22 protein-coding genes are annotated in these 24300 nt (G+C 44.6%); 9 read left to right on the top strand and 13 right to left on the bottom strand.

Going from position 1 to position 24300, the window contains the following annotated elements; genetic code table 11:
• Positions 1-114: 114 nt before the first annotated feature.
• The 3 genes from pdhA to hisS all read left to right on the top strand — a co-directional run bounded on the left by pdhA (position 115) and on the right by hisS (position 4283).
• Complete coding sequence (gene pdhA / locus R2Q85_RS03615; RefSeq protein ID WP_316810387.1) at positions 115-1110, top strand: pyruvate dehydrogenase (acetyl-transferring) E1 component subunit alpha; 996 nt, start codon at positions 115-117, stop codon at positions 1108-1110.
• Between the two features lie 30 nt (positions 1111-1140).
• Positions 1141-2808 carry a 2-oxo acid dehydrogenase subunit E2 gene (locus R2Q85_RS03610; protein ID WP_316810386.1) on the top strand — a complete coding sequence of 556 codons (1668 nt, stop codon included), beginning with the start codon at positions 1141-1143 and terminating at the stop codon, positions 2806-2808.
• Between the two features lie 86 nt (positions 2809-2894).
• On the top strand, positions 2895-4283 hold the full coding sequence (gene hisS, locus R2Q85_RS03605; RefSeq protein WP_316810385.1) for a histidine--tRNA ligase: 1389 nt from the start codon (positions 2895-2897) through the stop codon (positions 4281-4283).
• On the opposite strand, the gene R2Q85_RS03600 is transcribed toward hisS, so the two are convergent.
• The 4 genes from R2Q85_RS03600 to R2Q85_RS03585 all read right to left on the bottom strand — a co-directional run bounded on the left by R2Q85_RS03600 (position 4280) and on the right by R2Q85_RS03585 (position 7281).
• On the bottom strand, positions 4280-4750 hold the full coding sequence (locus tag R2Q85_RS03600) for a nuclear transport factor 2 family protein (protein WP_316810384.1): 471 nt from the start codon (positions 4748-4750) through the stop codon (positions 4280-4282). The genes hisS and R2Q85_RS03600 overlap by 4 nt on opposite strands.
• A gap of 40 nt (positions 4751-4790) precedes the next feature.
• Complete coding sequence (locus R2Q85_RS03595) at positions 4791-5183, bottom strand: response regulator transcription factor (RefSeq protein WP_316810383.1); 393 nt, start codon at positions 5181-5183, stop codon at positions 4791-4793.
• A 137-nt stretch (positions 5184-5320) separates the two neighbouring features.
• Positions 5321-6622 (bottom strand): ABC1 kinase family protein, encoded by a 1302-nt coding sequence (locus tag R2Q85_RS03590; RefSeq protein WP_316810382.1) that lies wholly within the window; start codon positions 6620-6622, stop codon positions 5321-5323.
• Between the two features lie 5 nt (positions 6623-6627).
• Positions 6628-7281, bottom strand: a complete 654-nt coding sequence (locus tag R2Q85_RS03585) for a TetR family transcriptional regulator C-terminal domain-containing protein (RefSeq protein WP_316810381.1) — start codon at positions 7279-7281, stop codon at positions 6628-6630.
• Between the two features lie 105 nt (positions 7282-7386).
• On the opposite strand from R2Q85_RS03585, the gene R2Q85_RS03580 reads away from it, so the two are divergent.
• The 3 genes from R2Q85_RS03580 (at position 7387) to R2Q85_RS03570 (ending at position 11384) form a co-directional block, all read left to right on the top strand.
• Complete coding sequence (locus R2Q85_RS03580; RefSeq protein ID WP_316810380.1) at positions 7387-7779, top strand: hypothetical protein; 393 nt, start codon at positions 7387-7389, stop codon at positions 7777-7779.
• Between the two features lie 168 nt (positions 7780-7947).
• The gene (locus R2Q85_RS03575; RefSeq protein ID WP_316810379.1) at positions 7948-10248 is read left to right on the top strand and encodes a TonB-dependent receptor; all 2301 of its coding nucleotides are present in this window, start codon (positions 7948-7950) and stop codon (positions 10246-10248) included.
• Between the two features lie 146 nt (positions 10249-10394).
• Entirely contained in the window at positions 10395-11384 is a 990-nt protein-coding gene (locus R2Q85_RS03570) for an alpha/beta hydrolase (RefSeq protein WP_316810378.1), read from the top strand.
• Between the two features lie 31 nt (positions 11385-11415).
• Here the strand turns inward: R2Q85_RS03570 and R2Q85_RS03565 are convergent, their stop codons facing one another.
• Positions 11416-12429: a Gfo/Idh/MocA family oxidoreductase gene (locus tag R2Q85_RS03565; RefSeq protein ID WP_316810377.1), complete on the bottom strand. Its 1014-nt coding sequence runs from the start codon at positions 12427-12429 to the stop codon at positions 11416-11418.
• Positions 12430-12508: 79 nt separating this feature from the next.
• On the opposite strand from R2Q85_RS03565, the gene R2Q85_RS03560 reads away from it, so the two are divergent.
• A complete protein-coding gene (locus R2Q85_RS03560; RefSeq protein WP_316810376.1) occupies positions 12509-12856 on the top strand; it encodes a hypothetical protein in 348 nt (115 codons plus the stop codon).
• Between the two features lie 94 nt (positions 12857-12950).
• On the opposite strand, the gene R2Q85_RS03555 is transcribed toward R2Q85_RS03560, so the two are convergent.
• From R2Q85_RS03555 to R2Q85_RS03525, 7 genes are all read right to left on the bottom strand, one after another.
• Positions 12951-13631, bottom strand: a complete 681-nt coding sequence (locus R2Q85_RS03555) for an OmpA family protein (RefSeq protein ID WP_316810375.1) — start codon at positions 13629-13631, stop codon at positions 12951-12953.
• 164 nt (positions 13632-13795) lie between these two features.
• Positions 13796-14494, bottom strand: a complete 699-nt coding sequence (locus R2Q85_RS03550; protein WP_316810374.1) for an ABC transporter ATP-binding protein — start codon at positions 14492-14494, stop codon at positions 13796-13798.
• Positions 14495-14496: 2 nt separating this feature from the next.
• Positions 14497-15969: a DUF5687 family protein gene (locus R2Q85_RS03545; RefSeq protein WP_316810373.1), complete on the bottom strand. Its 1473-nt coding sequence runs from the start codon at positions 15967-15969 to the stop codon at positions 14497-14499.
• Position 15970: 1 nt separating this feature from the next.
• On the bottom strand, positions 15971-17251 hold the full coding sequence (locus tag R2Q85_RS03540) for a replication-associated recombination protein A (RefSeq protein WP_316810372.1): 1281 nt from the start codon (positions 17249-17251) through the stop codon (positions 15971-15973).
• Positions 17252-17302: 51 nt separating this feature from the next.
• On the bottom strand, positions 17303-18559 hold the full coding sequence (locus R2Q85_RS03535) for a DEAD/DEAH box helicase (protein WP_316810371.1): 1257 nt from the start codon (positions 18557-18559) through the stop codon (positions 17303-17305).
• A 50-nt stretch (positions 18560-18609) separates the two neighbouring features.
• Complete coding sequence (locus R2Q85_RS03530; RefSeq protein WP_316810370.1) at positions 18610-19365, bottom strand: DUF4197 domain-containing protein; 756 nt, start codon at positions 19363-19365, stop codon at positions 18610-18612.
• Between the two features lie 5 nt (positions 19366-19370).
• Entirely contained in the window at positions 19371-21239 is a 1869-nt protein-coding gene (locus R2Q85_RS03525) for a vWA domain-containing protein (RefSeq protein ID WP_316810369.1), read from the bottom strand.
• Between the two features lie 135 nt (positions 21240-21374).
• On the opposite strand from R2Q85_RS03525, the gene R2Q85_RS03520 reads away from it, so the two are divergent.
• Together R2Q85_RS03520 and R2Q85_RS03515 are read left to right on the top strand one after the other, a co-directional pair.
• Positions 21375-21953, top strand: a complete 579-nt coding sequence (locus R2Q85_RS03520; RefSeq protein ID WP_316810368.1) for a sigma-70 family RNA polymerase sigma factor — start codon at positions 21375-21377, stop codon at positions 21951-21953.
• Positions 21946-23283: a carboxypeptidase-like regulatory domain-containing protein gene (locus tag R2Q85_RS03515; protein WP_316810367.1), complete on the top strand. Its 1338-nt coding sequence runs from the start codon at positions 21946-21948 to the stop codon at positions 23281-23283. The genes R2Q85_RS03520 and R2Q85_RS03515 overlap by 8 nt, the downstream gene beginning before the upstream one ends.
• Here R2Q85_RS03515 and R2Q85_RS03510 read toward each other — a convergent pair.
• On the bottom strand, positions 23280-24290 hold the full coding sequence (locus R2Q85_RS03510) for an inorganic phosphate transporter (protein ID WP_316810366.1): 1011 nt from the start codon (positions 24288-24290) through the stop codon (positions 23280-23282). The two genes, R2Q85_RS03515 and R2Q85_RS03510, sit on opposite strands and share 4 nt — an antisense overlap.
• Positions 24291-24300 lie beyond the last annotated feature (10 nt).

Below are 24300 nucleotides of genomic sequence, written 5' to 3'. Positions count from 1 at the left end.
GCTGGATTGTCGGGCGCTGTAAATTCTGTTCGCTTAGTGTGCATTTTACATCATTTACTTCGATATATTGCAATAAAAAAGTAGATTTGCTCTCGTAAAAAAATCAATACCCAAATGAGTGCAGTAGAAATAAATAAAGATACCTATCTGAAGTGGTTTGAGTCGATGTTGCTGATGCGCAAGTTCGAAGAAAAAACCGGTCAACTTTATGGACAACAAAAAATCCGTGGTTTTTGTCATTTATACATCGGTCAGGAAGCGGTAGTAGCCGGGGCTATTTCTGCAATGCAGCAAGGAGACTCCATGATCACTACTTACCGTGACCATGCACATGCACTGGCCCTGGGCGTAAGTGCAGATAGTATTATGGCAGAAATGTATGGTAAAGCTACGGGCGTCTCTAAAGGTAAAGGGGGCTCTATGCACATGTTTAGCAAAGAACATCATTTTTATGGCGGGCATGCCATTGTTGGCGGACAAATTCCATTGGGTGCAGGTATTGCATTTGCTGAAAAATACAAAGGCACGGATAATGTAAACGTTTGCTATATGGGCGACGGGGCAGTTCGGCAGGGTGCTTTAAATGAAGCGTTCAATATGGCCATGCTTTGGAAACTCCCGGTAGTATTTGTTTGCGAGAACAATTTTTACGCAATGGGAACTTCTGTGGAGCGTACCACAAACATGACTGATATTTACAAAATAGGTTTAGGTTTTGATATGCCATGTGCACCGGTTGATGGTATGGATCCGGTTGCAGTTCATAATGCAATGGATGAAGCCATTCAGCGTGCAAGAGCTGGCGAAGGCCCGACCTTCCTGGAAATGAGAACGTACAGATACCGTGGTCATTCTATGTCTGATCCGGCCAAATACCGTACCAAAGACGAACTGGAAGAGTATAAGGCTAAAGATCCTATTGAGACGGTGAGAGAAGTTATACTGAAAGAAAAGTATGCTGACCAGGCCTGGATTGAGGAAGTTGAAAATAAGGTAAAGCAAATTGTTGACCAGTCTGTGAAATTTGCTGAAGAGTCTCCTTGGCCAGATGCATCAGAGCTGTATACTGATGTTTATGTGCAACAGGATTACCCATACGTAAAAGATTAATTAAGAACGCATTTCAATAGATATTATAGCATGGCTGAAATAGTTAGAATGCCCAAAATGAGCGATACCATGACCGAAGGGGTGATGGCGAAGTGGCATAAAAAAGTTGGCGATAAAGTTAAAAGCGGCGATGTAATGGCCGAAGTGGAAACCGATAAGGCGACCATGGATTTAGAATCATATTGGGATGGTACCATTTTATACATTGGTGTAGAAGAAGGAAAGGCTGTTCCTGTGGATGCGATCATTGCTGTAGTTGGTAAAGAAGGGGAAGATTATAAAGCTGCTTTGGCCGCAGAAGAAGGCGCTGCCGCGCCTGCTGCCGAAAGTAAACCTGCTGAAGCTGCTGCTGTCCCTGCTGAAGAGAAAATAGAAGCACCTGCTGCTGCGGAAGCAAAAGGAGGTTTATCTGAGGCCGAGCTTGCTGCCAAAGGTGTTACGGTGATTCGTATGCCCTTACTAAGCGATACCATGACCGAAGGCGTAATAGCTGAATGGCATAAAAAAGTAGGGGATCAGGTTAAAGACGATGATATTCTTGCCGACGTGGAGACCGATAAGGCTACCATGGAAGTGATGGGATATGCCACCGGAACTTTGCTGCACATTGGTGTGGAAAAAGGGCAGGCGGCTAAGGTAAATGGAATCATCGCGATTGTTGGTCCTGAAGGTACTGACATCAGTGGTATCCTGAACCAGGGCGATGCACCGGCTAAACCTGCTGCTGATGCAAAATCGGATGCGCCTGTTGCAGAAAAAACCGCTGAGGTAAAAGAAGAAGCTCCTGTTGCTGCTGCCGGAACGGGCGACCGTGTAAAAGCGTCGCCATTGGCTAAACGGATTGCAAAAGATAAAGGGATCGATCTTGCCCAGGTTGCAGGCAGTGCAGACGGCGGCCGGATCATTAAAAAAGACATTGAGAACTTCAAGCCGGCTGAGGCGCCTGCAAAAGCAGCATCTTCATCGGCTCCGGCTGCAGAACAAGCTGCTGCAGTTATCCCTCAATATATTGGAGAAGAGAAATACACAGAGAAACCAGTTTCGCAAATGCGTAAGGTGATTGCCAAGCGCCTGGCAGAAAGCCTGTTCACCGCACCACATTTTTACTTGAACATCAGTATAGATATGGACAATGCGATAACCGCGCGTACGGCAATCAATGCTGTTGCTCCGGTAAAGATTTCTTTCAATGATATTGTAATCAAAGCAGTTGCAGTTGCATTAAAACAACATCCTGCTGTTAATTCTTCATGGGGTGGGGATAAAATCCGCTTCAATGAGCATACGAACATCGGTGTAGCCATGGCAGTAGAAGACGGTTTACTGGTTCCTGTGGTTCGTTTTGCTGATGGCAAATCTTTATCTCACATCTCTGCTGAGGTTAAAGCCTATGGCCAGAAAGCAAAAGCTAAAAAATTACAACCATCGGATTGGGAAGGCTCTACCTTTACAGTGTCTAATCTGGGTATGTTTGGTATTGATGAATTTACGTCAATCATCAACTCGCCAGATGGTGCAATTCTATCTGTAGGTGCGATACAACAAGTTCCTGTGGTTAAAAACGGAGCAGTTGTACCGGGTAACGTCATGAAACTGAGCTTAGGCTGCGATCACCGGGTGGTGGATGGCGCTACGGGTGCCGCGTTCCTGCAAACCCTTAAAGGGTTGCTGGAAGAGCCGATAAGATTATTGGTTTAAGGCCCCGATAAAATAACAGAGCAGGTTGTTTGCCCATAAAGCAGACAACCTTTTTTTATGCCTGTTAGTTTTTGTACTTTTGCGCCATGTCGACTATCAAACCCGCTTTAGCAAAAGGAACCCGTGATTTTTCTCCCCTGGAAATGGTGAAACGCAATTATATTTTTGATACCATTAAAACGGTCTTCAAAAAATATGGTTACGCAGAAATACAAACGCCAAGTATGGAGAACCTGAGCACATTAACCGGCAAATACGGTGATGAAGGGGATAAACTGATTTTCAAGATCTTAAACTCTGGTGATTATCTTTCTAAAGCGAATGCTGCCCATCTTTCGGCCCTGAACTCCAATGCGCTGATCCCAAGCATTAGTGAAAAGGCTTTGCGGTATGACCTGACTGTACCTTTTGCACGTTATGTGGTGATGCACCAGAATGACATCTCCCTTCCTTTTAAACGTTTCCAGGTACAGCCGGTATGGCGTGCCGACAGACCGCAAAAGGGACGTTACAGGGAATTTTATCAATGCGATGCAGATGTGGTGGGTTCTGACAGTTTATTAAACGAAGCAGAGTTTATCCTGATTTACCAGCAAGCACTGGCCAACCTGGGCTTAACAGATTTCACCATAAAAATCAATAACCGCAAAATATTAGCTGGAATTGCTGAAGTGGTAGGCAAGCCGGAACTGATCATTGACATGACAGTAGCCATAGATAAACTGGATAAAATAGGGCTGGATGGTGTCATCAAAGAGCTGCTGGAGCGTGGTTTTACAGCAGCAGATATCCAAAAGCTGAAACCGGTTATTTTACTGGAAGGCAGCAATACCGAAAAACTGGAAAGCTTAAAAACAGTATTGTCAACTTCGCCGACAGGTCTTACAGGTGTTGCGGAGATTGAAAGTGTTTTTGCTTATGTGAAGGGGATGCTGGCTACTGACCCTGCTGTACACCCCGATGTAGAACTGGACATCACACTGGCACGAGGGTTAAACTACTATACCGGCTGTATTTTTGAAGTAAAGACCAACCAGGTGGCCATGGGCAGCATAGGCGGTGGTGGGCGCTATGATGATTTAACCGGAATGTTTGGCTTAAAAGGCTTAACCGGGGTGGGCATCTCTTTTGGTGCAGACAGAATCTATGATGTGTTACAGGAACTGGATCTTTTTCCCGAATCAGCAGCGGCCGGTACCAAGGTGCTGATCAGTAATTTTGATCAGGAAGCCGAAAGGTACGCCCTGCCGGTATTGCAGCAATTGCGCAGGTCTGGCATTGCGGCAGAACTCTATCCTTCCTCAGCGAAGCTTAAAAAACAGATGGGTTATGCCGATGACAAACACATCCCCTATGTGATATTGATAGGAAGCGACGAAATGCAGACCGGTTTACTGACCTTAAAAGACATGCAAAGCGGACTGCAACAAAAACTATCTGCCGAAGCAATTAGTGAACTGCTGAAAACCAATTAGGCTTTTCTGGTCATAAAAGCCAGCAGATTTTTCCGGGCAGTACTACTGATCTTACTTTTGAGAAAGGCTGTCCAGCCCAGTAACATGCCTGTAAGGCCAAGCGCCTGTCTTGCCCAGCGGTAAAAGCTGAATTGGTCAGTATGCTCTATGATTTTCCCGTTTTCGATCAGGAAGGAAGCCTTTATGCGGTTATGTACCTTGTTGCCTGTTGCGGAGAAGGTGTACCAGGCATCCCATTCTGCTGTTGCCCCATTTTCCTTGCCTTTGATGTTTTTAAACTCCAGACGCATGTCCTTTCCGTTCCTGATCAGCATAGCCCACATAGCCCTGAGCTCCCCGCCATTTAAATGGCTGAATACAGGATCACTAAATGTTGCCTCTGCCGCATAACAGTCCTGCATCGCCTTGACATCCTGCTGTTGAAAGCTGGTATAAAAGTGACGGATCAATTCTTCGTTTGCGGTCATATCGCATGCTTTCCAGCTAATTTAAGAAATTATTTTCCCTTTAATAGGTTTTTCCGGCAAGTATGCCTTCGATCCTGTCCAGCAGGTCATCGATATCAAATGGCTTTGGTAAAAAGCCGTTGGGCTTATACTCGCCATGTTGAATGTTCTGGGCAGTATACTTTGCTGAAATCATCAATACGGGGATATGCGCAGTTGCCGCATTGGTTCTGATGTCTTTCAACAGCGTTCTTCCATCCCCATCAGGCAGCATGATGTCCAAAATGATCAGATCGGGCCGGAATTGCGCTATATGGAGCATCATATCAGCACTTTTATTTAGCCCGTTTACTTTATAGGATTCGCTTTGCAGAATTAAAGTGATCACGTCAAGTATGGCATGATTGTCTTCAATTACTAAGATATTTTTATAGGTTGCTGAGTTTTTTTTCAAAGCCTGGGCGATTTTATTGCCTACAAATATATTAAGTAGATTGATTTGTTTATTTATTATTTGATTTTTTTAAACAATAATATTTTATGGCCTTTTTTGCTCTCGTTTTGGAATGGAAAGCGGTTAGAAAAATCACATCAGCCTAAATGAGGCAGGTAGGTTTCCGTATTAACCTTTGCCTCCAGTTCGTGCAAAATGGTATACAGTCCAAAATTGGTGCGGTTAACATAAATAAAATGTTTAACCCCCCTTGCCTGTTTAAATTCCGGCATTTTGGCAATTTTGTCTCCGTAGCTGTACAACTGCCGGAAAAATTCCGGCTGGCTAAAATCAAAAGATTTGCTGGTATAGGGCATGGCAAAAAGCCCGATCATTTCGCGATAGGCTTTATAGTAGAATTCAACCTGTGCAGGGCTGTCCTCTTTATGGATCATCTCCAGCTGGCGAAAGGCCGCGATTGTTTTTATTTTATCCTGCATGACATCTGTAGTGATCAGCGAGAAAAAGGGGATATAAAAATCGTCCGGTAGTTCTTTGATGCAGCCAAAGTCTATTACCCCCAGGCGCTCATCGGGGGTAATCATGAAATTGCCGGGATGGGGGTCTGCATGTACAGCCCTGAGCTCATGCTGCTGAAAATTATAAAAGTCCCATAAAGCCTGTCCTATTTTATCCCGCAGCTCCTGGGACGGCTTTGTTTTTAAGAATTCTTTCAGGTGTAAGCCCGACATCCAGTCCATGGTAATGATCCGCTTACCAGAAAGCTCCGGGTAATATTTAGGGAAGACTACGTTTCTAAGATGGCCGCAGGCCTCAGAAAAGGAAATGGACCTTTTTACTTCCAGTTCGTAATCGGTTTCTTCAAGCAAACGTTCTTCTACTTCCCGGATGTAAATGCTCAGTTCCCGCTCGTTCATGCCCAATAGCCTGAAGGCAAAAGGTTTTACCATTTTCAGGTCGGAGGAAATGCTGTCACCCACGCCCGGATACTGGATTTTCACCGCGAGTAGTTTGCCGTCCAGTTCTGCCTGGTGCACCTGCCCGATAGAGGCGGCATTGGCAGCCTGCAGGTTAAATTTATCATAGATCTGGGCCGGCGTTTTCCCTAAGATCTTGCTGAAGGTACGCACAATCAGCGGGCCCGATAGTGGTGGTGCATTGTATTGGGATTGCGTAAACTTGTCTACATAAGACCTGGGCAGGATATTTTTATCCATGCTCAGCATCTGGGCAATCTTCAGCGCACTACCTTTCAGTTCACTTAATGACTTATAAATATCAGTTGCATTGTCTTCATTCAGTTCATCCCTGCTCAGCTGGGGGTTGAAAAGCTTTTTTGAATAGTGCTTGATGTAATTTCCGCCAATCTGGATCCCTGTTTTCACAAATTTTGCAGACCGTTCTGTTTTGGTAACCGGGATACTGTTTTGTTCTTTCATCTTTTTTAGAGGCCCATTTTTTGCTTAAACTGCCCATTCCTGGAAAGAAACTTCCCGTAATCCAGCAGATTGTCAAGAGGTGAATGCTGGAAAAGGTCGAAAGAAACATTGATCCCCCTTTCTATGGCCTCATCAGTCTGTTCAAAGCCGGCACTGTCGTCATTCAGCCAGAAATCGATGAGGAAACGGAACTGCATCCATAAGGCATCTTTATACCGCTTGCTGAAGAATTTCCGGTCTGCCAGTTCCCCACTGTCAATGCCCTCATTTATGGTTTCTTCTGCAAAGTTCTCAAATATGGGTTTTACTCCTGAAAGGACGGCGGGCATCGCCAACCTGCCCTTTTGCTTTTTCAATGTATATAAGATAAAACTACGCTGCTTTCTAAGTACCTCTATATAACTGTAAAAAAAAGCGAGGATACGCTCCCGGGATGAATATTGAGGCCAGACTTCCTGTTCCTGAATGGTACTGATGGTTTCAACAGTTAATTCTGCCCAGACTAATTTTTCAATACTATCAAATGAAGCATAAAACTGGTAAAAGTCGGCCTCTGAAATTTTGAGCTTTTTAACAAAGCTGTATACCGATTTTGGCTGTTCATCATGAATGAGCACAAAATCTATATAGGCATTTTTGATTTGTTGAGCTGTTGCCATTGTCTTTTATCTTCATAAACGTATATGCCGCATGCTTAGTTTACCATAAAGCCTAAAACATGACCAGGTTTCATCATCCGTTTGTAATTTTAAGATTGCTGCGCTGTGGTCGAAATGATATTGCCGGTTTATCTTCAGAATTCAGTAGTTTTGTTTGACTTGAGAAAAAAGCACTTATATATCCATCGGGTATGCTCGATCCTGTTGTTATGGGTTTTTGCCATTGCAATTACGCCTTTTAGTGTCTTTCATAACCATCAGCATGAGGAACGGGAATGTGTTGTCCATGAAAAATCCTGTACACATCAACTGCATGTAGGCAGTCATACCGAACAGTGTCTGGTGTGTGCCGCTCATTTCGAGAAAAACTATACAACCAGCATTCAGCATTTCCAGGTATACCTGGAAAACAGAACGGTAATCCGGTACTACGCAACAGCCAGTGGCTTTTATACCAAACTGGTTGGACTGGCGCTCAGGGGGCCACCGTTGAGCTAATTTAAATCCACTGAAACAGGCTTTCGCTTGTTAATGAACCCAATTATTTTGAAGCACAGGTATTTTATGCCTGCTGCAATTATGAATCATTTTCAAATGATCACCATAGCAGCCGATCTGTTCAGGATACTGCATTGTGGTGTTCATAGCGATTAAAAAATTATTTTGATGAAGCGCATATATTTTTCACTATTTATATTGTTATACTTATTTATTCCCGCCAGGGGATTTACGGCCGGACTTGCCCAGTTTAAGGGCAGGGTCCTCGATGCCTCAGACCAGTCACCGCTGGTTGGTGCAAGTGTTTATATTACTGACCTGAAGGCTTCTACTACTACCGATGCCCAGGGTGAATTTGTATTCAGGAATGTCCCTGCCAAAGGCAGGTTTTTACTGGAAGTTCGGTTTGTAGGTTATAAAACCCATTCCGCAGTGATTGACCTGGCCAGCCAGGGCAACCTGACCATCCTTTTGTCGCCCTCTATCATTGAAAGTGCAGAGGTCGTAATCACCGGATCACCCTTCAGCTCCAACAATAAGACCAACAGCTTATCGGTAGTTACTGTAGGTAAAAACAAACTGGCACAGGCAGGAGGAACTAACCTGGTGGATGCGATCGCTAAAATACCAGGGGTTTCGCAGGTAAGCACGGGCGGGGCAATCTCTAAGCCCATTATACGCGGATTGGGTTACAACCGGGTATTGACCATGGTTGATGGCGCAAGAGAAGAAGCCCAGCAATGGGGCGATGAGCATGGTATTGAGGTAGACCAGTTTTCGGCTGCGAGGATTGAGATCTTGAAGGGGCCTGCGAGTTTATTATATGGCTCGGATGCCTTAGGAGGGGTGATCAATGTCATCGATGACCTGGTGCCTGCGCCTGGTGTGCACAATGCGGAGTTCAGTTCGGCCTACAGCAGCAACAATGGACTTACGGCTTCTTCTCTGATGCTGCAGGGCAATGAGAACGGATGGGTATATCGTGGACGTGCCTCCTACAAAAATGCTTATGGCTTTGGTTATAAGGACAAAACAGTGCCCAATTCTGGATTTAATGAGCTCAATTTTAACGGGATGCTGGGCTTAAATAAAAGCTGGGGTTATTCTCACTTAACTTTCTCCCGTTTTCATACCAATATCGGACTCGTCGAAAACGGGCCGGATGAAGATGGGAACTATTTAAATGAAGAAGGCGCTGTCATTTCAAATTCAACCGCAAAAGCGCGGAGACTGGGTTTGCCTTACCAGGACATCAACCATTACCGTGCTGCGCTGAACAGCAATTTTATTTTAGGAAAAGGACAGCTGAAAACAGTATTTGCTTTTCAGAACAACCTGAGGAAAGAGTTTGAAGAAAGTGTGCAGGAGCCAGGGCTGAACCTGGACCTTAAATCCTATACCTACGATGTGAAATATTACTTTCCCAACCTGGGAAAATGGGAGCCTGCATTTGGTATTCAGGGGATGTACCAGGACAATGTGAACAAGGGCGAAGAATTCCTGATCCCGGATTATAACAGCAATAATGTAGGCGCCTTTGTATACCTGAAGCGGAATTTTGAAAAAGGTGCCTTTAACATTGGTGCGCGTTATGATTATAAAAAGGTAAACGGGAAAGATCTTAACACCGGGGGAACAACCGTTTTTACTGCATTTGATAATGAATTTTCCAATGTATCCGGTTCCCTGGGCTTTGCCTTTGAAATTGCCAGGAACCTGGTACTTAAAGGAAATGCAGGATCTGGTTTCAGGGCGCCCAATATCGCCGAGCTTGGCGCTAATGGCCGGCATGAAGGCACTTTCAGGTATGAAATCGGCAACAGCAAGTTAAAGCAGGAAACGAGCCTGCAGTTTGACCTGGGCTTGGAGTACACAGCAGAAAGTGTAACCTTTGGGTTAAATGCTTATGCCAACCGCATCTTTAATTATATCTATCCGGGAAATTTTAACAATGAAACCATCCCTTTCGATAATGAAGACGGCAGTACAGAAATCCTGCCGGTTTACCGTTATGTACAAACCAACGCGGATCTGCTGGGTGGAGAGGCTTCCGTAGATTTTCACCTGATAAAATCCTTGCACTTCGAAAATTCCTTTTCTTATACCAGGGGAATTAACCGGGCTACGGATGCCGCGTTGCCTTTTATTCCCGCAGCCAGTATCAATAATGAAATGCGTTTTGAACCGAATATCAAAGGTCTTGCCGACAGCTATATTAAAGTTGGGGTAAGCAACACCTTTAAACAGGCACGTTTTGACAGTTTTGAAACCCAGACCAATGGTTATACTTTGCTTGATGCTGGTATCGGTACCGGCGTCAGGACCGCTAAAGGCAGGCTTAACTTATGGATAATCGGACAAAACCTGTTGAATAAAACTTATTACAATCATTTGAGCAGGTACAAGCTGGCAAATATTTATAACCCGGGACGCAATATTACCTTCGGGATCAGTGTTCCATTATTGTAAACATTACATTTTTTAACCCTACCGTCTAAACGATGTAAGTATACAGCGGTTAGACGGTATTTTTTTTACAGGGCTAAGGTGGTTTTATAAATAATGCTTAAGTTTAGAAATTCGATGATTTTTATTATTCTTTCCTAAAAAAACCTATGTTAAAAAAAATAGCACTACCTGTTTTCCTGCTTTGTTATACTGCCTTTACTACTTTGGCACAAAAAGCAGATACACTTTCCATTACTTTAGAAAACGTTAAATACGCCTATCCTGTAAAATATTTTCCAATAACAGTTGAAGGACAGGATGTAAGGATGGCTTATATGGATGTTGCCCCTGCCCAGCTGGCTAACGGTCGTACCGTGGTGCTTTTTCACGGTAAAAATTTTGGCGGCTATTACTGGACCGGGGTGATCAAATCATTAACCAGCAGGGGCTTCAGGGTCCTGGTTCCTGATCAGATTGGTTTTGGCAAGTCGTCCAAGCCTTTCATCCATTACAGTTTCCACCAGATGGCGGCCTGGAACAAGGCCTTGCTTGACGCGCTTGGGATCCAGAAGGCAAGTATTTTAGGACATTCTATGGGCGGGATGCTGGCCACGCGCTTTGCCCTGATGTACCCGGACCAGACAGAAAAATTATTGCTGGAGAATCCGATAGGCCTGGAAGATTACCGCCGTTTTGTTCCTTACATTACAACAGAACAGCAATACGCTACCGAGTTGAAGGCTACTTCCGAAAGTGTCCGTAAATATTATCAGAGCTCTTATTTCACCTTGTGGAAACCCGAATATGAAGAGCTGGTCCGTATAGCAGGAGGCGTTACCAACAGTGCTGATTTTCCGCGCTGGGCAAAAGTTGCCGCCATGACCTATACCATGATTTATGAGCAACCTGTATTTTACGAGTTTATCAACGTAAGGGTACCAACGGTTTTATTTATTGGTAAAGAAGATAAGACCATCGTGGGCAAAGGCCTGCTTAGTCCCGATCAGCAGGCTTTATATGGTCAGTACAGGTTTTTAGGCAAACAAACCGCGGCTAAAATACCAGGGGCAAAAATTATCGAATTTGACGGTTCTGGTCATATTCCGCACATCGAGATCCCAACAGAATTTACGGTTGCGCTGCTGGGCAGTCTGTAGCACATTTTCCTGCTATGGCCTGTAAGGAGATTTAGGCTTCCAGTATTTCCAGCTGCGCCAGGACCTGATCTTCGGTAACAGGATATACGGCGTTATTTACTACAGACTGGTATACGGCTTCAAACAGGCCGATGTAATTCCCGTGCTCAGAATCAACTAAACGATGATGAGGGTTTCCCTGCTCATCCATAGTGGTCAGGCGGCCTTTGCTTTCGGAGGCTTCTATGCCGTATGCCGGGTTGTCTAATTTCATTCCCTTTAGCAACTGTTCTTCCTGTACATCTGAACGGCCTTTTACAAATGAGCCAGCAGATCCATGCAGTACAAATGCTTTTTGAGGATCGGCAACCAACAGGCTGGATGTAAGGAATACATTGAGGTCATCAGGATAGGCTAAATGGATCATAAAGTAGTCGTCAACTTTGGTGTCCGGACGGTGTTTCCCAAGGACTTTATAAAAGGAGCTGGGTTTTCCAAATAAACTGATGGCCTGATCAAGCAGGTGAGGCCCCAGATCATACAATAGTCCGCTTGCCGGATGAGGTTCTTCTTTAAATATTTTAGGCCCGATGGCTTTTCTATAACGGTCATATCTGTAATGGACTTCATTGATCTGGCCCAGTTGCCCACTTTCGACTACTTTTTGAATAGCCTTACAATCACTGTCCCATCTTCTGTTGTGGTAGATAAAGATCTTTTTACTTAAACTTCTGGCCAGCTCAAACAGCTCCTTTGCTTCTGCCGAAGTTGCGGTGAAAGGTTTTTCAACCAGCACATGTTTTCCGGCCAGCAGCGACCTACGTGTATAATCAGCATGTGTAAAATTAGGGGTGTTTACAATCACCAGTTCAATTTCAGGATCATCGATGAGCGCTTCAAAAGTAGCATAGCTTTTCACACCGGGATATGCTGCCGCAGCTTTTTTCTCGTTGCGTTCCAGTACCGCATGAAATTTAAACCCGGGATGGGCATCAATAAATGGTGCATGAAATACTTTACCCGACATACCAAAGGCGAGTAAGCCTGTTACAATTGCTTTTTCCATGGCCATAAAATTAAGAATAAGGATCCGGATGCCCCCCATTTATTATCACAAAGCTGTAGGCTAAATTGTATCTTTGTACATGAAGCCTGCAGAAACACATGCAAAATGGAAAATTTTGCAACATAAAATAGCCGGAGAATTTGATTCAGATATCCCGGATTTAAAAGTAGTCCTGTTTTTGATCGGTGTACAGGAGCTGGGTAAAGGCCCGGGGAAATACAGCAAACGCCAAAAAGAAGAGCTGATGCATATTGCTACCTGTCGCTTGCTGAGTGAGATGGGATTTTATGAGCTGGAAGGCCTGGACCAGGATGGCTGGCCGCATTGGAAACTGGTTAAGCCGGTTCCGTCTTTTGCAATGATGGAGCAGGAACTGCTGCTCAAATCCCTGGCCATACACTACTTTGAAGATATCTACGGAGATTAATGATGTGAAACCATAAAAACGTATAAAAATAAAAAACCCGAAGTATAGTATACAACGGGTTTTTGTTTTTATAGGTGGATGTAAATGTGCTGAATTATTTTCCTTGTTGCTGAGCCTCTTTTTTCAACTGGTCGTTGGCAACGATCACCACTTCAACCCTGCGGTTTGCAGCTCTTCCTGTTTCAGTTGCATTGTCTTCAATTGGCTCAGAAAAACCTTTTCCTATCGTGATCAGGCGGGATGACGGAACTCCTTGTGAAACTGCATAAGCTTTAACTGCTGCAGCTCTTCTTTCCGATAAGCCCATGTTATAAGTTTCGGTACCTTTATTGTCGGTATGTCCGATTACTTTAATATCTGTTCCGGGATATTGATTGATGGAACCCGCTAAAGATTTGATATTTGTTTTTGCCTGTGCGGTTAAATCTGCTTTATCAAAACCGAAAAGAATTCCGCTGTCAAACTTAACAATGATACCTTCACCCTCACGGATTACTTCTGCATTAGGGATGGCATTTTGTATTTCAGCAGCTTGTTTATCCATTCTCTTACCGATAAATCCTCCTGCTGTACCACCAACAGCGGCACCAATAATAGCACCTACAGCAGTATTGCCTGCTTTTTTACCAATGATTGCACCAATTACACCACCGGCAGCAGCACCAATTCCTGCTCCTTTCTGTGTTTTTGTTAAACTATCGCAACCTTGAAATGCCATGGCACCAAGGGCTAATGCTATACTGAATGTTGCTATTTTAAATTTCGAAGTCATCATAATGTTATCATTTGTTTAGATCGAAAACAAATCAAACCTAATGCCAAGTTTTTATGTTTCCTCATTTTAGGTTGATGATGTCCTTAAATTGCATACAAAATAGGATGGTTCAGGCAATGCAGGCAGCGCCATGCCAGGTGGTGACTATAATTCTATACAATCCATTATTCCGAAAAGTATTCCTCCAGTGCTTTCAGGGTGTTTTCATCTGTATGGATGTCTTTAATGATCATACCTTTTTCCAAAAGAATGATCCTGTCGCAGACATCGGTTACATGGTTTAAATCATGGCTGGAAATCAGGGTGCTCATGTTTCCTTGTCGTTTAAACGATCTGATGAGCGTTTTAAGCCGGATCTGGGTGGTGGGATCCAGGTTGGCAAAAGGTTCATCCAGAACCAGCAGTTCCGGGTTTTGCATCAGCGCCGCAGCAATCCCCACTTTGTTCTGGTTACCTTTAGAGAAATCCCGGATGTATTTTCCCTTGTTCAGGATCTCGCCGTTAAAAAATTCTTCATAACGGGTCAGGTAGTCCTTTACATGCGCCGCAGTCTGATTGTTCAGGCTGCCAATAAACAGGAAGTATTCTTCAGGCGTCAGGTAATCGATCAGGAAACCTTCATCTAAATAAGAAGCGGTATAATTTTTCCAGGTATCACTTTGCATTACATTTTCCCCGTTTGATAAAACAGTACCCGCACTTGGGCGGATCAGGTCCAGGATCATGCGGAACAGGGTAGTTTTACCGGCACCATTGTTTCCTACCAGGCCAATGGTTTCCCCCTGTCCGACCTGTAGCTGCGCAATGTCCAGTACAGGTACCCCGTCATAAACCTTTTTTAAATCTTTTATTGCTAAAATCATAATTATGCTCTAAATCCTTCGGCTATTTTGTAGCGTTGCTGTTTAAATTTTTTGGTGATGAAATTGATCCAGTAACCACGCATTAAAATCATGGCCAGGCCAAATACAGACACAGTGATCAGGCCTGAATAAGGTCTGTCAAGAAGGCCAAAGGGCAGGTAGATCAAAATCGGGGTTAAGGCATAAGGAAACATCAGCAGCCATTGGGTGGCACTGATGCCCTGGTAATTAAAGGTGGCACTTTTGTTAATGTCTATTCTTTTATAATTGAAATTGGCCAGGTAAAGCACCACAACGGTTCCAAAACCTACATTGTACAGGTAAGCGGTGACGTGCAGCAAGAGGAGTTTGGGGCTCAGCAAACCGTAAAAGCTGGCCAGCAGCGTAATCAGGGTGCAGCCTATGGTGAAAAGTAAGAATTTGGCTTTTATAAAGTCTTTAAAATTGATCTTGTTGCTCAGCAAACCATCAAAATGGGCGCTTTGCCAGGCAAACATAAACTGTCCGTACATCAGGATAGAAATGCCCGTCATAAATATAGCACCAAACATCATCTGCCCGAAGGCATCCGCTGCAATCACGTTTTCCTTGTAAAAAATAAACCCATAAAACAGGAAAAGGAAGCCCATAAAGAAAGAAACCCTGGAACGCTTATGGCGCAGAATTAATTTCAGTTCCAGAGCTGCAAGCTCGCCTGTCCTGCCAAAGCGGTTTAAAAAAGGGTAATCTGTACTTACTTTTTTTTCAGTGGCCGTGCTCAGTTCTTCTACATATAAATTGCTGCGCAGGTAAGCGCTGTTTATTTTAAATACCACTATGGCCATACCGCTAAAAAAAAGACCGGTAACAGGTAAACGCGCAATGGTCTGAAAAATAGCGTTGGATCCGCTCATGATGGAAATGATTTTATAATACTCTAAAACCGCAAAGGCGGCAATAAGGGCCAATCCGGCAACGGTATAAAATATATTGGAAATGGATTTCCGTTTGAGGTATAAAACAAAATAATTATTAAAAAAAGTAATGGAAAGTATCGCAACAATATACAGGAGGGTTACCAGGCCGCCATATTGAACTACTATTCTGGTCAGGCAAAAAGGAAGAAACAACAGGAAGGGCCATAAATTAAAAGCCGAAAACAGCGCTTTGATATTCAGGAAGCTAATGATATTGCTTTTGGTAATTTTAAGGTGAAGATAGGGGATGATGCTGAGTGTAGGCAGTTCCTGTAACTGGAAGCGCAGGAGCAGGTCCAGGGCAAAATAATATAAAATGATCCCGTTAAAGCTTTTAATGAGGTCCTGCTTAGGGAAAAGCTGGGACAGGAAATGCCCCATTCCGAAACCCAGGCCTATTGCTGCAGCCAGAAAATAAAGCATAAAAAAAAGAAGTACAATTTGTGTGGCCAGGCTGCCCTTATGGTTGCGGGAGCGCCAGAAGGCTTTCCACTGGTGTTCTAAAAAAGTACGCAGCATATCAGTAATTGTATTTGTTCTTCCAGTTTTTTCTCAATTGTTCCCTGAGCTTGTCTTCCGCCGGATTTTTTCCGGGATCGTACAATTTGGTGCCGCTCAGTTGTTCCGGCAGATACTCCTGCGCTTCAAAATTTCCCTCATAGCTATGTGAATACTTATAGTCTTTCCCATAGCCGATATTCTTCATCAGTTTGGTAGGGGCATTGCGGATGTGCAGGGGTACCGGCAAATTACCGGTTTGCTTAACCAGTGCCTGTGCCTGGTTGATCGCTTCATAAGCCGCATTACTTTTCACAGAGGAGGCCATATAGGTAACAGCCTGCGAAAGAATGATCCGCGATTCGGGAAAGCCGATCACATTGACGGCCTGGAAGCAATTGTTTGCCAGTAATAACGCGTTGGGGTTGGCATTGCCAATGTCTTCTGAGGCCAGAATCAATAGGCGGCGTGCAATAAAAAGCGGATCTTCACCGCCTTCTATCATTCTGGCCAGCCAGTAAACGGCTGCATTCGGATCGCTCCCCCTTATGGATTTGATAAAAGCCGATATGATGTCATAATGCTGTTCCCCGGCTTTGTCGTACAAGGCCAGGTTTTGCTGCGCATGCGCCAAAACGTTCTCATTGCTCAGTACAATTTTATTGCCACCAATCCCATTAACCGCAATCTCCAGTACATTGAGCAGCTTTCTGGCATCGCCACCCGATAAGCGGATCAGGGCTTCGTGTTCCTTGATCGTGATCTTCTTTTCTTTCAGGATGATGTCCTGCCGAATTGCAGTTTGCAGCAGGCCAGATAGCTCATCTTCGTTCAGCCCTTTTAAAATATAGACCTGGCACCTGGACAGCAAAGCGGAGATGACTTCAAAAGAGGGGTTTTCTGTGGTAGCCCCGATCAATGTGACCAGGCCACGCTCTACAGCTCCAAGCAGGCTGTCCTGTTGTGATTTACTGAACCTGTGGATCTCATCAATAAAAAGAATGGGAAGGCCCATCAGGCTGTCTTTAAGCAGGGCAGCCCGGTCTATGACATCCCGGATGTCCTTCACACCGGAATTGATGGCACTCAGGTTAAAAAATGGCCGGTCCAGTGTTTGCGAAATGATATAGGCAAGGGTTGTTTTCCCCACACCCGGAGGCCCCCAGAAAATCATGGAGGGCAATTGACCGCTTTTTATGGCCTTTCTCAATACGGCATCCGGCCCTACCAAATGTTGCTGTCCAACATATTCGTCCAGGTTTTGTGGACGCATGCGTTCTGCTAAAGGAGGGAGGTTTTGCATAAAAGTAAAGATACTAAAAAAAGTAGCAAAGAAAATCCTTCTTTGATCTGCTTATGCCCCGCCTTCGGGAGAACTGGCTTTTGGTTTTTTCTTCCAGAATTTACGTTTGGGCTTGGCAGAATCTGCTTTTTGCGCGGCGGGTCTTGGCCTTGCAGGACGATCTGCTGCTGCTTCTGGTATTTCCCCAAGGTGTTCCGGTAAAGGCATTCTGGTAATCTCCTTTTCTATCAGTTTTTCAATATTGACCAGTTTACGCTTGTCCCTGCTGTTTACCAGGGTAATCGCGGTACCTTTACTTGCTGCCCTGGCCGTACGCCCAATGCGATGCACATAATCCTCCGCATCATGGGGGGCATCAAAATTGACAACCAGGTCTATTCCTTCCACATCAATACCCCGGCTCAAAACGTCAGTTCCGATCAGTATGGGCAGTTGTTTGTTTTTAAATTTCAGTAAAATGCTTTCTCTTTCGCTTTGTCCCAGATCGGAATGAAAGGCTTCGGCTTTAAGCCCCAGATTTCTGAAAACTTTGCCCAGGTTTTTTACCTTTTCCTTTGTAGAGGCAAAAACAATAATGCTTTTATATACATCCGTTTTTAAGAGGCTGCTCAGTAAAGGGACTTTCTGTTCATCATGGACCAGGTATACCTGCTGGGATATCCCTTCAGCGGGTTTGGAAATCGCAAGGCTGATCTGTTCAGGATGGATCAGCAAGGTGGAGGCCAGCTTTCTGATCTTTGGCGGCATAGTTGCCGAAAACATCACCGTTTGCCTGGCCTGTGGCAGGTAGCTCACGATGCGCATAATGTCATCGTAAAAGCCCATGTCCAGCATCCTGTCTGCTTCATCCAGTACCAGGTGCTGCAGCTGGTCCAGCTTCAAAACGCCCGATGAAAGGTGAGAGATGAGACGGCCCGGTGTGGCAATAATGATGTCCACCCCTTCACGCATCGATCTTTTTTGCTGTTCGTAAGCAATACCATCCCCTCCTCCGTAAACCGTTAAGGAACTGATGTTTGTAAAATAAGAAAGGGCTTCTACCTGCAAATCTATTTGCTGGGCAAGCTCTCGTGTTGGCGCCAGGATCAGGGTATTGTTATGCCGGTTTTCCGTTTTCACAATCATATTCATGATCGGTAAAAGGTAGGCTCCCGTTTTTCCGGTTCCTGTTTGCGCACAGGCAATTAAATCTTTCTTATTTAAAATAAGCGGAATTGCCTGCTGCTGGACTGGAGTTGCTTTGCGGAACCCCATGGCTAGTAACCCTTCCAGTAATTCAGGGTTAAAATTAAAATCTTTAAAATCCAATATACTTCTGTGTTGTTAGTATTTACCGTATAAAAGTAATGCTTTTTTATCTATTTATTCTTATCGGCGTAACCAAACACTTTTTGAAGCAGGGAAGATGACCTTGCACCCAGATTATCCCTGATTTTGAGCTCTTCCTGGGCCACCTGGATAAACATCCCTTCTATGGCCTTCTGCGCTACATAATCCGAAAGATCTGTATTGACCGGTTTTACCAGGGGTATTTTATTGTACTGGCCCGCGGCATCGCCCCAGTATTTGGTAGCTCCTACTTTGGCCAGGTTGGTGGTAATGACCGGTTTAAACTTCTCCATCAGCTGATCAGTGGTTACTCTTTTAAAATAATTGGTTGCCGCATCTTTGCTGCCCAGTAATATATTGGTCGCATCGGTAATGGTCATTTGTTTGATCGCCGAAATAAAAATCGGTTTGGCTTCTTTGGCTGCGCTTTCAGCGGCTCGGTTCAGGCTTACGATCACATTGTCTGCCAGTTTACCCATACCAATGCCGTGTAAGGTTTTTTCAACTTTCTGGGCTTCCGGAGGAAAGAGGATCTTTACCGCCATATTGCCCAGAAAGCCGTCTTTTGCAGAAAGGAGGTCGGCCCCGCGCGAGGTGCCTATTTCCAGCGCTTCTTTAATACCCATCCCAATTTCCAGTACACTTGGGGTGCCGGCGGCAGCGGTGCTGCTGGTGTTTTTTCCGGTCACCTGTTTTAAAATATTGCCGATTTTAATCTGGCTTTGTGCCTGTTGGGTAGATAGTAATCCTGTTGCTAAGGCCAGATAAAGAAAGCTCTTGTTCATCACTGTTATTTTTTGGCTGAAGATAGCAAATCTCCGGCCATTAATCTGGTGGATTTGGCCAGTTTGATAAATTCAGAACGGTAACCTTCTTTATCTTTTCCTTTAGCGTTTTCTGCAATGCCGATCAGCTGCTCAAAAGAAGCCCCCTGTTTAAAGTCCGATTGCCTCAGCAGCATCCCGAATTCTGCAACAGCGGCTGCAAACCTAAAGTTGTTACCGGTATGGCTAAAAGGAACAGACTGGTCAATCACCACCTGGGTGATCAGTTTACTGGAATTTCCCTCAGGGGTTTTATAACGCAGCTTTACGGTAAGCATTTCATTGCTGCCATTGCCTTTAAGCGGCCTTTTATTGGCCTGATATTTCAATTTGTCTACAGTATCCAGGAAACTACTTTTAATGCCGGCAGGTATGATCTCATATAAAGCCGTTACGGTATGTCCGGAGCCCATTTCACCGGCATCTTTTTTATCGTCATTGAAATCCCTGTCCTGCAGCAAACGGTTTTCATAGCCAATCAGACGATAGGCCTGTACCTTGTCGGGGTTAAATTCCAGCTGCAGTTTCACATCTTTGGCAATGGTAAACAGCGTGCCTCCAAACTCATTGACCAATACCTTCCTGGCTTCGCTGATGTTGTCTATATAAGCATAATTGCCGTTGCCCTTATCGGCCAGCGTTTCCATTTTACTGTCTTTGATATTCCCCATACCATAGCCCAGCACCGTTAAGAACACTCCTGATCTGCGTTTTTCTTCAATCAGGCTTTCCATAGCTGCATCACTGGATGCGCCCACATTAAAATCGCCATCTGTAGCCAGTATGACCCTGTTGTTGCCGCCTTTGATGAAATGATCAGCAGCTACCTGGTAGGCCAGCCGGATGCCGGCGCCTCCCGCTGTGGATCCTCCGGCGCTCAATTGGTGGAGCGCTTCTTTGATTTTTGTTTTTTCATTGCCCGGAGTTGAAGGCAATACCAGGCCCGAACTTCCGGCATAGACCACAATCGCCACTTTATCTTCCGACCGCAGCTGGTCGGTCAGTAATTTAAATGAGGCAACCAGCAGCGGTAATTTATTGGGCTGGTTCATGGAACCGGATACATCAATAAGGAACACCAGATTGGATGCAGGAAGTTTAGCTGTCGAGATCTGCTTTCCCTGCAATCCAATCTGTACCAGTTTGTGGTTTGTATTCCATGGAGCGTCCGCAATTTCTGTTACAATGTTTACGGGGTCATTTCCCTTGGGTTGAGGGTATTCATAGTCGAAATAATTGATCATTTCTTCAATCCTTACCGCATCTTTAGGCGGCAGGCTCCCGTTGTTGATGAACCTCCGGACATTACTGTAGGAAGCCGCATCCACATCAATGGAAAAAGTAGAAAGTGGCTTTTTGGTGGGGTTCTGGAAACCATTTTCAGCAATGGCTGCATAGCTTTCTGTATCCCGGTCCTGCTGTGCCATCAGCCCCGAAACCCGGCCACGTAAAACCATTGGAGCGGAAGCCGAGCTGACGAGCTTGCTTTTTTTCTGCTCGCCATAGCCTATCACCACTATTTCATTCAAACTTTGCTGGCTTTGCTCCAGCACTACGTTCAGGCTGAAAGACTTCCCAATTTTTAGGGTAAGGGTTTTATAACCGATGAAAGAAAAACGTAAACTTTCTGTATCGGTAGCTACCGAAATGGAATATCGCCCATCTTTGTCTGTGCTGGTATAGGTTTTGCCTGCTGGCACACTTACCCTAACACCGGGCAGTCCTTTGCCATCGGCTTTGTCGGTTACTTTTCCGGTGATTGTTTTTACTGCTGCAAAGCTTTCGTGGAAGCCCATTACCATCAGCAGAAATAGAGGTAGCCATAACTTTTTCATAATCGTTTGTTTTTTGTTTATGATGTCAGCTTTGCAGAATTTCCATACTAGTGTCAAAAAATATTTTTATACTTGGACAACCTTAGCAGGATTACTGCTGAATTTTTGATAAAACCTTATGTTTTAAATACTCCCTTGAAGTTTATAAAGAATAACGCCCGGATACAGGAGCAGGACGACGCTGCTTTAATCGCACGCTATAAAAGCGAAAGCGACCTGAATGCGCTGGGCACACTTTATAACCGGTACATGCACCTGGTATTCGGGGTCTGTTTAAACTACCTGAAAGATGAGGAGCAAAGCAAGGATGCGGTCATGCAGATTTTTGAAGAACTGGTACTGAAGCTAAAAATCCATGAGGTCCAGAATTTTAAAAGCTGGTTGCATGTACTTACCCGCAACCATTGTTTAATGGCCTTACGCAAGCAATCAAAGCATACCACATTGTCCATAGATGATACTTTTGTGGAAAACACAGATTTTGTGCATCTTGATATGGATGATACAAAAGAGCAGCAGCTTACCGTTATGGAAAAGTGTATGGAAACACTTCCTGAAGAACAGCGTTTAAGTGTAGACTTGTTTTATCTGCAGGAGAAATGTTATAAGGAAGTGTCAGATATTACCGGTTATGATATGCTTAAAGTGAAAAGTTATATCCAGAATGGGAAAAGAAATCTTAAAATTTGTATAGAAAAGAACAGCGGTGAATAAGGATTGGTTAGATATAGGGATTTTAGAGGATTACCTGGATGGTAAACTGGATGCTAAAACCATGAACAGGGTAGAGCGTGAAGCGCTTGATGATCCTTTTGTGGCCGAAGCCCTTGCTGGTTTAAGTGAATCGCCAAAGCGTTCCCTGCAATCTATTTCCCTGCTTCAGAAACAATTGCACGAAAGGATTGCCCAGCAGCAAACAGTAAAGAAAACATCAGTAATTACCTGGCAGCGTTTGAGTATAGCGGCGGCTGCGGCGGTGCTGTTTATTGCTGTAAGCATTATGTTCTGGATGCGGGAAAATAACCACCAGAAAGAACTTGCGGGCAGGGCCAAAAAAGTAGAGGTGAGCATTGCACCTATGGATAGTATCCGGGAGACAGCCCCTGTTGTTGCAGCGGCACCGACAGCACCGGCTGCCACAGTTACCAGGGATCGGGTAAAAAAGGATGAGCTGGAAAAAGCGATCAGAGCCGCTAAAACGAACAGTTATGCCGCCAGGGCAAAAACGGAAAACTATGATGCAGCGCGTTCTGTGGCAACTGTCGCAGCCGCAGCCCCTCAGCAGTTAAATGATGTGGTTATCGTTGGCTATGGCACGCAAAAAAGAAGCGATTTGGTTGGCTCAATTTCAACAGTTTCCCTTGCTCCGGGCCATGTATTGAGCGGTAAGGTAATTGCTATGGACGATGGAAAAGCCCTTCCGGGTGTTTCGGTAAGGGTGGAAGGCGGAAATCTAACTGCAGTAACAGACGCAAACGGAGAATTTAAGATCAATGCAGATACCTCAGTGAAAACAGGGCTGATCCATGCAGATTATATTGGATTTAAGCGGACGGAAGCATTGGCCAAAGTAAACCAGCCGGTAAACATTGTCCTGGCACCAGAAAATTCGACCTTGAATGAAACCGTAATCGTGGGTTATGGTAAGGCGAAGAAAGAACGAGCTGCGGCAAAGGATTCCGCCGGGCTAAGTCTGGCCCTTTCAGGGAGAATTGCGGGAGTCAATACCAATAAGAACATCATGATCAGAGGTACAAGCAGCCTGCCCAAATCAGTGGTCATGGTGTCCAACCCTGTTGGTGGCTGGGATAAACTTTTTGCCTACATCAAAACAAACAACAGTTTTGCCCATGAAAAAAAGACCGGACAGGTAGTTGAACTCAGTTTCCGGATCGCCAAAGACGGAAGCCCTGCGGATATTAAAATAGTTCAAGGTGCAGCAGCAAAATATGAAGAAGAAGCCATCAGGCTGATCCTCAATGGGCCTAAATGGGAAGTGCCAGAGAAATCCAGGAGCCGCATGACCTTCCAGATCACATTCTAAAAGAACAGGTGGATAATGCTGAAAACAATGGCTGCCAGTGTAGCCGATACCGGAATGGTTAATACCCATGCCCATAATAAACTAACTGTAACCCCCCAGCGCACTGCAGATACCCTTTTTAACAAACCGACACCAACAATAGATCCGGTAATGGTATGTGTGGTAGAAACAGGGATACCAAAATGCTCCGTAATCCCTAAAGTTACCGCACCTGCGGATTCAGCAGCAACGCCCTCAAAGGCATTTACCTTGGTAATCTTTGAACCCATTGTTTTCACAATTTTCCAGCCGCCGCTCATGGTACCCAGGGCAATCGCTGCATAACAGGAGATCGGCACCCATTCCGGCATTGGATCACCTGTAGTCAATACATTGCCCGCTACCATCGCTACATAAATGATCCCCATTACCTTCTGGGCATCGTTACCACCGTGGGTAAAGCTCAGTGCAGCAGAAGAGATCAGCTGTAAACGTTTAAACCATTTTTCGGCCACAGAAGGCCTTGCATTTTTTGAAATGTGTAAAATGATGATGGAAATGATCACAGATATCACCATACCAATAACCGGGGCCAGTACTATAAAAGCGACTACTTTTAATATCGGGGCCAGGTTAATGGCCGACATTACCCCAACACCCAGTGAAGCTGCTTTGGCCATGCCAGCACCTGCAAAACCACCAATAAGTGTATGTGAAGAACTGGAAGGGATACCAAACCACCAGGTAAAAAGATTCCAGGTAATGGCGGCTAAAAGTCCGGCCAGGATTACCTCCAGGGTAATGAAGTTCTCTACTACAGTTTTGGCAATGGTATTGGCCACTTTATGGTCTGTAAAATAAAAATAGGCAGCAAAGTTGAAAATTGCAGCCCAGAGTACGGCCTGAAAAGGCGACAATACTTTTGTGGATACAATAGTTGCAATAGAGTTTGCCGCATCGTGAAAGCCGTTTATATAATCGAAGGCAATGGCCAGAACGATTACAACAACCAATAAGGTAGTTACCATTTTTTGTGGG

This window comes from Pedobacter heparinus, assembly GCF_032678725.1.
Lineage (GTDB): Bacteria > Bacteroidota > Bacteroidia > Sphingobacteriales > Sphingobacteriaceae > Pedobacter > Pedobacter heparinus_A.
Note: the sequence above shows the minus strand (reverse complement) of the source record. Positions and strands in the feature narration are given on the sequence as shown.